Genomic DNA, 4,975 nt, shown 5'->3' with positions numbered 1-4,975 from the left:
ACCGCAAGACGAGCGTCGCGTTTGCCGTGCCCGTCGTGTTTGGTTCGTATTCGACTCTAACCGCGTGCGTCCCGCCGAAGCCAAGCACGACCGACTCGTTCCCATCGGTCACGTCGAACGGAACGGCACTCGGTTTCGAGAGCGACGTCTCGGTGGTTGTGAACTCCGACCCGTCCGTGGTCCCTCCGAGGAACGTACCAGTCGGTCCAGTGATTGTCGCTTCGGAGAACGTCAGATTCTGGTCGCCGATGTTTGCAACGGTAATCGTCTCGGTGGTGTTGGTTCCCGCGGAGACCGTTCCGAAGTCGACGCTGTCTCTTGCGACCGAGATGTCGGCGAATCCAGACGACGAGGCGTCGACGACGGTGATGGACACCTGTGCGAACGACGAATACGCACCGTGTTCGTCTCGAATCCGGTAGGCGTAGCTATCGACGCCAGTGAATCCGGGGTCGGGAATGTACGTGAGACTTCCGTCCTGCGAAGACCACTGTAGCGTACCGTTATCCGGGGTTCCGTGGTGGGAGGCGTCGAACGAGTCGTTGTCGGCGTCGTAATCGTTCGAAAGTCGCCCCGGAGCAGGCACCGAGAGCGTCTCTCCTTGCCGAACGACGTAACTGTCGGCGACTGCGGTCGGTGCGCGGTTCGGGTTCGGGAGCACGTCGATGGTGACCATCGCGAAGGTCGAATACTCGCCGTGTTCATCCTGAATTCGGTAGGCGTACGAGTCCGTTCCCGTGAATCCCGAGTCCGGCTTGTATCTGAAGCTCCCATCCTGAGAGGAGCGCTCCAGTGTCCCGTGGTCGGGGCTTCCGTGATGACTTGCGCTGAACGAGTCTCCGTCTCGGTCGCGGTCGTTCGCGAGCCGTCCCGGTGTACTCACGTTCAGCCACTCACCTGCGTAGACCGAGTAGTGGTCGTCGACAGCATCTGGCCGTCTGTTCGGGTCGGGAACGACTTCGATGCTCACCGTTCCGAACGCGGAGTGCTCACCGTGTTCGTCCCGGACGCGGTAGACGTACGAGTCTGTTCCCGTGAATCCCGAGTCCGGCTTGTATCTGAAGCTCCCATCCTGGGAGGAGCGCTCCAGCGTCCCGTGGGCGGGGCTGCCGTGGTGAGACGCACTGAACGAGTCACCGTCGACGTCGTAGTCGTTCGCGAGCCGACCAGGTCCGCTCACGTTCAGCCACTGTCCCTGGTACACTGTGTAGGTGTCGTCGACGACGGTCGGAGCGCGATTCGCCGTCGTGTTCGGGTCCGGAAGAACCTCGATGGTGACGGTGGTGTAGTTCGAGAATCCACCGGTGTCGTCCTCGACTCGGTACACGAAGGAGTCGGTTCCGGTGAACCCATCGCCTGGCTTGTACTGGAAGCCGCCGCTTCCGTAGAACCGGTGGAGTGTCCCATTCGAAGGAGTTCCGTGGTGCGGCGCAGTGAAGCTATCACCGTTCGGGTCGAGGTCGTTTGCGAGCGTTCCCGGTCCGCTCACGTTCAACCACTCCCCTTCGGACACCGTGTAGTGGTCAGGCACCGCGACCGGGTCTGTTCTCGTCGGGTCGACCACGTCGATAGTGACGCTCCCGAACGCGGAGTACTCGCCCCGGTCGTCCCGAACGCGGTAGACGTACGAGTCTGTGCCCGTGAAGCCCGAGTCTGGGAGGTACTCGAAGCTTCCGTCCTGAGAAGAACGGTCGAGTGTTCCGTTCGTGGTGTCTCCGTGGTGAGACGCACTGAACGAGTCGCCGTCGAGGTCGTAGTCGTTCGCGAGTCGGCCGGGTGCGCTCACGTTCAACCACTCGTCTGCGAGGGTCGCGTAGTGGTCTTCGACGACCGTCGGTTCCCTGTTGTCCGGAACGACTTCGATAGTCACCGTAGCGAATCGGGAGTACGCACCGTGCTCGTCTTGGACCCGGTAGACGTACGAGTCTGTTCCCGTGAAACCGGCGTCCGGCGTGTAGTTGAGACTGCCGTCTTGAGAAGACCGAACCAGCGTCCCGTGGTCGGGGGTGCCGTGGTGAGAGGCACTGAACGAGTCGTTGTCCACGTCGTAATCGTTCGCGAGTCGACCGGGCGCACTCACGTTCAGCCACTCACCCTGCGAAACCGTGTAGCTGTCGTCGACAGCAGTTGGGTCGCGATTTCTCGCGGGAAGGACTTCGATAGTCACCGTGGCGAACTCGGAGTACTCGCCGTGTTCGTCCTGCACCCGGTAGACGTACGAGTCCGTCCCCGTGAAGCCCGAGTCGGGTGTGTAGTTGAAACTCCCATCCTGAGAAGACAATTTAAGCGTGCCGTGACTCGGGTCGCCGTGATGGCTGGCGCTGAAGTCGTCGCCGTCCGGGTCTCGGTCGTTCGCGAGGCGACCGGGCGCGCTCACATTTAGCCACTCACCTGCGTGGACAGCGTAGGAGTCCCCGACAGCCTCCGGTTTCCGGTTCGGGTCCGGCAGCACGTCGACGGTGACGGTGACGAACGACGAGTACGTTCCTTCCGAATCTCGAATGCGGTAGGCGAACGAATCGGTCCCCGTGAAGCCCGAGTCGGGAGTGTAGGTGAAACTCCCGTCGGAGACGAACGTCAACGAGCCGTTGTCGGGGGTTCCGTGGTGGGTCGCAGAGATACTGTCGTTGTCCGGGTCCTCGTCGTTCTCGAGGACGCCCGGTGGGCCGACCGAGAGCGTGTCGCCTTCGACCACGGTATACCGGTCTGCGGCAGCGACTGGTGCGTCGTTCGGTTCGGTGTAGGTTCCGTTTCCAGAGAGGCCGACAGTCACCGTCGCTTCGTCTGAATCGTTCGTCGCCAGTTCGAGCGTCGCAGTGGCGGCCCCGGTTACGGTCGGTGCGAACTCGACGGTCACGTTGTGTGAAGACCCGGCGGGAATCGCCGCAGGACCTGCACCATCGGTAATTTGGAACACATCAATGTCGGTTCCAGTCACGGTTGCGCCGTCGAGCGACAGCTCCAACCCACCGACGTTCGAGACGGTGACGTTCGTCGTCGTGGTGTTTCCGACGTCCACGCTACCGAAGTCGTAGGCGGTCGGCGTGACGTCGACTTCCGCAGGCCCGATGCCGGTTCCGGTCAGGTTCGCTGTAACCGTTCCTTCGAACGTTACGACGTCGAGGTTCGCGGTTCGGGTGCCCGTCGTCGAAGGGGCGAACCGAAGCCAGATAGTCGCCGCATCACCGGGATAGACGGTCGTCTGTGAGACGCTGAGGATGGAGTACTCACCGACGTCTGCGCCGCTGAGACCGTAATCGAGGACGTACATCGTGTCGGTCCCCTCGTTCGAGACCTGTACCCATCGGTCGGTCGTCGAACCGACATCCACGTCGCCGAAATCACGCGTCTCGGGGGACACGACCGGTTCTGCGACCGGTTCGGACACGTTCACGTCGGCCGGCGGTAACTCCTCGATGGTGACGTTGTACGTCCCGGTCGAAGAGAAAGTGTGCGTGAACTCGACTGTCTCCGTGTTGTAGTACCCTGAGTCGACAGTACCGGTCGTCGTGTCGACGACGCTCCCGTCAACCGAGAAGTCGGCGGCGTAATCACAGGCGACATCACCGCCGTTCTCCACTGTCGCGGACACAGTGAACGACTCGCCGGTCGAGACGTTGGCGCTCGAGACGGAGAGCCCCGAGAACTGAATCGCCGACGTGGACTGATTCGTCGTCCCGCCTTCGAGGGCGGTGAGTGAGTAGGTGTAATCGTCGTTCTCTAATCCCGTCGTGTAGAGTCGACCGCCGACGACGGCCGGGGAGAACGACTGCTCCCCGTAGGCGTCGTAATACCACACGAGGTCACCGGTCGTTCCGTCGTAGGCTCTGATTGCACTATCCGTCGTCGGGACGTAGATGACTCCGCCAGCATACGACGGGGAGTATTCGGCGGCGGTACAGACGCTCGTGGACCAGCGCTCGTCGCCACTCGTCGCGTCGAGTGCTCGAACCGCGCCGTCGGCGACGAAGTACAAGGTGTCGTTCGCAAGCGCGGGTGACGAACCGGTGTACCCATCGACGTTCGCCGGCGTCTGCCAGCGCGTGCTGCCGTCCGTCGCGTTCAGCGCGAAGACGTTCGCATTCGTGCTCCCGTAACTGGCGTTGTCGACGTAGACCACGCCGTCAGCGACGACCGGCGAGTGGAGCGACGAGCCCGAGCCAGCGATTGGTCTCCGCCACAGCTCGGTTCCCGTACTCGCATCCAGCGCGTAGGTGGCGTCGTCGTCGACATTGACGTACACGGCTCCGTCGACCACGGCCGGAGCGCCGGTTCCGTACGACCCGCCGTCTCTCTCGAACGACCAGAGCACTTCTCGAGTCGTCGCGTTCAGGGCGTGAACGACCCCAGTGTTGCTCGAATTTCGGGAGCCAGACCCGGCGACGTAAGCGACCCCGTCGGCGACGACGATACTGCCGACGTCGTCTCTGGCGTCGAACGTCCAGATTCGCTCTCCGGTCGCGGCGTCGAACTGGTAGACACGGCCCCTGCTGTCGGCCGTGTAGAGATATCCACCCGCGTAAATCGGTGCCACCTCGATTTCACTGACCGTCTGGTACTCCCAGCGAAGCGTTCCGTCCGTGGCGTCGTAGGCGAAGACGGCGTCACCGCTGGAATCTTGCCCACCGACGAAGACGGTGTCGTCGGCCAGTGTCGGGCCAGTCGTCCACTCGGAGGAGTGGTTCACTGTCCAGGCCGCGGGGGTCGAATCGACCGCAGTCGGTGCGACGCCTTCGGAGTTGTTGCCGGTGTTTCCGGCGTCGAATCCCGTCTTCGGCCACGAATCCGCCGATGGCGACACGTCGCGTGACCCACCGAGGTCGAGGAGCTGTCCATCGCGGTCGTCGCCGACGTGGACCGTGACGCTCCCGGCGCGGTCGTACATGTGCCGAGACAGCGAGTCGCCGGCGTCGTTCGGAATGAGCGTGAACACGAAGTCACCGCGTCGCTGCAGTCGGACCTTCCACGTGAGGGT

The 4,975-nt window shown here is 62.9% G+C and carries 1 protein-coding gene; it reads right to left on the bottom strand.

The window, feature by feature from the left end:
• Positions 1–4,975, bottom strand: a 4,975-nt coding sequence (locus AUR66_RS13805; protein ID WP_082682217.1) for an Ig-like domain-containing protein, incomplete at both ends; no start/stop codon positions are given.

The sequence above is a fragment of the Haloferax profundi genome, assembly GCF_001469865.1.
In the GTDB taxonomy this organism is placed as follows: domain Archaea; phylum Halobacteriota; class Halobacteria; order Halobacteriales; family Haloferacaceae; genus Haloferax; species Haloferax profundi.
This window is presented reverse-complemented; position numbering and strand designations above follow the sequence as displayed.